5 protein-coding genes are annotated in these 4614 nt (G+C 64.9%); 1 reads left to right on the top strand and 4 read right to left on the bottom strand.

Translation table 11 applies throughout. The annotated features are described in order from the left end of the window. From dut to ubiE, 4 genes are all read right to left on the bottom strand, one after another. A partial coding sequence (dut, locus tag VFL62_RS05040) for a dUTP diphosphatase (RefSeq protein ID WP_325171276.1) occupies positions 1 to 356 on the bottom strand: 356 nt, incomplete at its 3' end. Beyond that, the gene (gene coaBC, locus VFL62_RS05035; protein ID WP_325171275.1) at positions 353 to 1786 is read right to left on the bottom strand and encodes a bifunctional phosphopantothenoylcysteine decarboxylase/phosphopantothenate--cysteine ligase CoaBC; all 1434 of its coding nucleotides are present in this window, start codon (positions 1784 to 1786) and stop codon (positions 353 to 355) included. The genes coaBC and dut, both read right to left, overlap by 4 nt. Before the next feature lie 56 nt (positions 1787 to 1842). Next, complete coding sequence (gene ubiB / locus VFL62_RS05030) at positions 1843 to 3417, bottom strand: 2-polyprenylphenol 6-hydroxylase (protein WP_325171274.1); 1575 nt, start codon at positions 3415 to 3417, stop codon at positions 1843 to 1845. Continuing rightward, positions 3414 to 4175 (bottom strand): bifunctional demethylmenaquinone methyltransferase/2-methoxy-6-polyprenyl-1,4-benzoquinol methylase UbiE, encoded by a 762-nt coding sequence (gene ubiE, locus VFL62_RS05025; protein WP_325171273.1) that lies wholly within the window; start codon positions 4173 to 4175, stop codon positions 3414 to 3416. The genes ubiB and ubiE overlap by 4 nt, the downstream gene beginning before the upstream one ends. Positions 4176 to 4285: 110 nt before the next feature. Between ubiE and VFL62_RS05020 the strand changes: the two genes are divergently transcribed. Further along, positions 4286 to 4614, top strand: a 329-nt coding sequence (locus VFL62_RS05020) for a DNA-formamidopyrimidine glycosylase family protein (RefSeq protein ID WP_325171272.1), incomplete at its 3' end; no start/stop codon positions are given.

Below are 4614 nucleotides of genomic sequence, written 5' to 3'. Positions count from 1 at the left end.
GCGATGCGCTCGCCGCGCCGGATCGTAAACGGCACGTCGCTGTGATTGATCAGCGGCACCGCGATTTCGCCGCGATAATCCGCGTCCACCGTCCCCGGTGCATTCAGCACGGTAATTCCGTGCTTCGCCGCCAGCCCCGAGCGTGGGCGCACCTGCGCTTCAAAGCCCGGTGGCAGCGCGATCGAAAGACCGGTCGGCACGAGCGCGTACTTGCCCGGTGCAAGGGTGAGGGGCGCATCTGCCGGAACGGCGGCGAGCAGATCGAGGCCGGCGGCCAGCGCGCTCTGATAGGCCGGCAGCGCAAGGCCTGCGCCGTTCGGTAGTTGCTTCACTTCGACTTTGACGACGCTGCTCACGATAGTTGTCCCGATGGTTTGGCGGCGACGGCCTTGGCGACATGCGCGATCAGTTCGTTCGCGACTTCGTCCTTGGTCATGACCGGCCAGGAATCGACGTCGATCGTGCCGCCGTTGCGGACCAGCAAATGCACGGTGTTGCGGTCGCCGCCCATCACGCCAGTGGCCGGCGAGACATCGTTGGCGACGATCCAGTCGCAGCCCTTGCGGGCGATCTTGGTTTTGGCGTTCTCGATCAGGTGTTCGGTCTCGGCGGCAAATCCGATCACCAGCGGTGGCCGCCCGCTTTTGAGATGGGAGATCGTCGCCAGAATGTCTGGATTTTCTACCAGTTGGAGCGGCGGCATGCCGGCGGCGGTCTTTTTCAGCTTCTGTTCGCCCTCATGGGCGACGCGCCAGTCGGCGACCGCCGCGGCAAAGATCGCGATATCGACCGGGAGTGTTGCTTCCACCTGGTGAAGCATGTCGCGCGCCGATTCCACATGGATGGTCCTCACGCCGGGCGGGTCGGCGAGATCGACCGGACCCGACACCAGCGTGACCTCGGCGCCCGCGGCATGGGCCGCCGTCGCGATCGCAAAGCCCTGTTTGCCGGACGAACGGTTGGCGATGTAGCGCACCGGATCGATCGGCTCATGGGTGGGGCCAGCCGTGATCAGCATGCGCTTGCCCGCAAGCGGCTGTGGCCGGGGCGGGTGCAGCAGGCGTTCGGCGGCAGAGGCGATCTCAGCAGGCTCCGCCATCCGCCCGACGCCGGCCTCGCCCGCTTCGGCCATCTCTCCGGCATTGGGGCCGATCATGGCGATGCCGTCGCGCTGCAGCGTCGCGACGTTGCGGCGGGTGGCGGCATTGTTCCACATCAGCGGGTTCATGGCCGGGGCCAGCAGGATCGGCACGTCAGCGGCGAGCAGAATGGCGCTGGCGAGATCATCCGCGGCCCCGTGCGCCATCTTGGCCATCAGGTCGGCGGTGGCGGGCGCCACCACGATCAGGTCGCAATCGCGCGCGAGCCGAATATGGCCAGCATCGAATTCGCTCGCGGGATCGAACAGATCCGTATAGCAGCGCTCGTGCGACAGGGCGCTGGCGGCCAGCGGCGTGACGAAGTGCTGGGCGGCCTTGGTCAGAACGCAGCGAACCTCAATGTGCCGCTCTTTCAGCCGCCGGATCAGGTCGAGCGCTTTGTACGCGGCGATGCCGCCGCCGATGATCAGGGTGACGCGGGCATGACCCGCCTCGGGGCGCAGCCTTGGCGCGCTGGGCGCAACTTCCCGCAAGATGGCGGCAGGTGGCCCGGATGCGCCCTCCTGGGCGGCCTCGCGAAGAATAACGCGCACCTCATCCTCGACCGACCGGCCGCTTCGGGCGGCCCTCAGCCTCAGTGCGTCACGGATGGCGTCGTCGAGTTTTCGAATGGTCAGGCTCGCCATAGCCCACTCCGAGCTGATGCGATAGCAATGCTATCATCAATATGATTGCAATGCAATCAAAGTTGACGGATGGCGAACAGCATACCGATAAAAGTCGCTGCGATGATCCAGAGCGCGATCGTGCGCCAGCGGCTCTTACGGCCCTCGGTGCGGCCCATGGCCGCAATGGTCTCTTCCGAGAGCGTCAGCCCTTCGCGGGTCATGGTTTCCAATTGCTCGATCACCGTGACGGCCCGCGTGGCCAGCGAAGGCAGGCTTGCGACCACGCGGCCAAGTTCGCCGGCACCTGCCACCGCGCCTTCGATGCGGCCGATCGGCCCCAAATTGCGTTCGATCCATTCGCGCACCACGGGATCAGCGACTTTCCAGATGTCGAGCCTGGGATCGAAACCGCGCGCGACACCTTCGACCACCACCATGGTCTTTTGCAGCAGGATCAGTTCCGGGCGGGTGCGCATATCGAACAGGCCTGTGACCTCGAGTAGCAAGGTCAACAGCTTCGCCATCGAGATTTCTTCAGCAGTACGATTATGGATCGGCTCGCCGATGGCGCGGATGGCTTGCGCGAAATTGTCGACCGAATGGTGCGAGGGGACGTAACCAGCCTCGAAATGCACTTCGGCCACGCGGCGATAGTCGCGCGTGATGAAACCGAGCAGGATTTCGGCGAGGAAGCGCCGCTCCTTCATTCCAAGGCGGCCCATGATGCCGAAGTCGACCGCGACGAGGCGGCCTTCGGGATCGAGGAACAGGTTGCCCGGGTGCATGTCGGCGTGGAAGAAGCCGTCGCGCAGGGCATGGCGCAGAAAGCTTTGGATCACCTTGCGGCCGAGATCCGGCAGATCGACCTTCGACTGTTCGAGCCGCGCGTGGTCGGAAAGTGCGATGCCGTCAATCCACTCCATGGTCAGAACGTTATGGGTGGTACGGTCCCAGTCGACAGTCGGGACGCGAAAATCGGGATCGTCGCGGGTATTCTCCGCCATCTCCGACATCGCCGCCGCTTCCAGCCGCAGGTCCATCTCCATCGCCACCGAGCGCGACATGGTGTTGATGACTTCGACCAGCCGTAGTCGCCGCGCTTCGGCCGAATAAATCTCGGCCTGATGCGCGACAAAGAAGAAATCGGTGAGGTCGCGGCGGAAACGCGAAGCGACGTCGGGCCGTAGCACTTTGACCGCGACTTCGCGGCGGACGCCGCCATATTCGACCTCGCCGCGATGCACCTGCGCGATCGAGGCGGCGGCGACCGCGGGACCGAAGGTCGCAAAGGCCTGCGACAGCGGACGTTCCAGCGAGATCGCGATCGCGGCTTCCGCCTCGCTCTGCGAGAACGGCGGCAGGCGGTCCTGCAGCGCTTCGAGGTCGCGCGCGATGACGACGCCGACGACGTCCGGCCGCGTGGCAAGGAATTGTCCAAGTTTGAGATAGGCCGGGCCCATCCGCTCCAGCGCGCGCGACAGCCTGGGGCCCGACTTGGCACCGCGGCGCTCGATCAGACGCGCGATCTTCATCAAGAGCTGTGCCGGCGGCGGCACCAGCGCGGGATCGACGGCGCCGAACACGCCTTCGCGCGCGAACACGAAGCCGGCGCGCGCGAGCCGAACGATGTGGGTGAGAGCGGAGATCACAAACGCCAGCCCGAATGCAACGCCACGATACCGCCGGAGAGCGTCTGCCAATTGACGCGGGAGAAGCCGGCCTCGCTGATCATGTCGGCGAACGCGGCCGGCTTTGGAAATTTGCGGATGGATTCCACGAGATAGCGATAGGACTCGGCGTCGCCGGTCACCACGCGACCGAGCTCGGGGATCACCCTGAACGAGAACAGGTCATAGAGCCGGTCGAGGCCGGGCACGTTAACACTCGAAAATTCCAGGCAGAGGAAACGCCCGCCGGGCTTCAGCACGCGATAGGCCTCTTTCAGCGCGCGATCGATCCGCGGCACGTTGCGGATGCCGAAGGCAATGGTGTAGCCGTCGAAGGCGCGGTCGGGAAAGGCAAGCTCTTCCGCATTGCCTTCGACGAAGGAGACGCGGTCGTCGAGATGGCGCTTGGCCGCGCGGTCGCGGCCGACCGTGAGCATGTCGACATTGATGTCGCAGACGGTGGCGCGGAAGCCGTCTCCGGAAGCCTTGGCGGCACGGAAGGAGATGTCGCCGGTGCCGCCGGCGACATCGAGCAGCGCATAGGGCCGCTCGTTCTTCGGCGGGTTGAGCGTGCCCACCATGATGTCCTTCCAGACGCGGTGCAGGCCGCCGGACATCAGGTCGTTCATCAGGTCATAGCGCGACGCGACGCTGTGAAACACGTCGTTCACCAGCGTCTGCTTGTCCGCGAGCGGCACGTCGCGGAAGCCGAAATGGGTGGTCTCGTCGGCCGGGCTCATCAACACTACTCCACACCCGGACCATAGCGCGCCCGGCGCAATGGAGCTATCACGTCACCCTTATAAGGTGAATGACCTCCAAGCCCCTAAATCGAAGCCCTGAATCGCATATGCCTGAATTGCCCGAAGTCGAGACGGTTCGCCGCGGCCTGCAGCCGGTCATGGAGGGTGCAAAAATTCTGCACGCCGAGGCCCGCCGCAAGGACCTGCGCTTTCCCTTCCAGAAGGACTTTGTCGCACGCCTGACCGGCCAGACCGTCACTGGGCTTGGCCGCCGCGCCAAATATCTAATGGCCGATCTCGGCTCCGGCGACGTGCTGCTGATGCATTTGGGCATGTCGGGCTCGTTTCGGGTCGAGAAGGAAGACAAGGCGGATACGCCGGGCGAGTTCCACACTCCGCGCAGCAAGGATTCCGCCCACGACCATGTGCTGTTTCG

Origin of the sequence: Bradyrhizobium sp. (assembly GCF_035701725.1) — a bacterium.
Lineage (GTDB): Bacteria > Pseudomonadota > Alphaproteobacteria > Rhizobiales > Xanthobacteraceae > Bradyrhizobium.
The sequence above is the reverse complement of the archived record's forward strand: the minus strand, read 5'-3'. Positions and strand labels throughout refer to the sequence as shown.

What these genes read in the sequence shown, in the direction of transcription:
- coaBC (WP_325171275.1), bottom strand. Translation starts at nt 1,786, where the DNA reads ATGGCGAGCCTGACCATTCGAAAACTCGACGACGCCATCCGTGACGCA.
- ubiE (WP_325171273.1), bottom strand. Translation starts at nt 4,175, where the DNA reads ATGAGCCCGGCCGACGAGACCACCCATTTCGGCTTCCGCGACGTGCCG.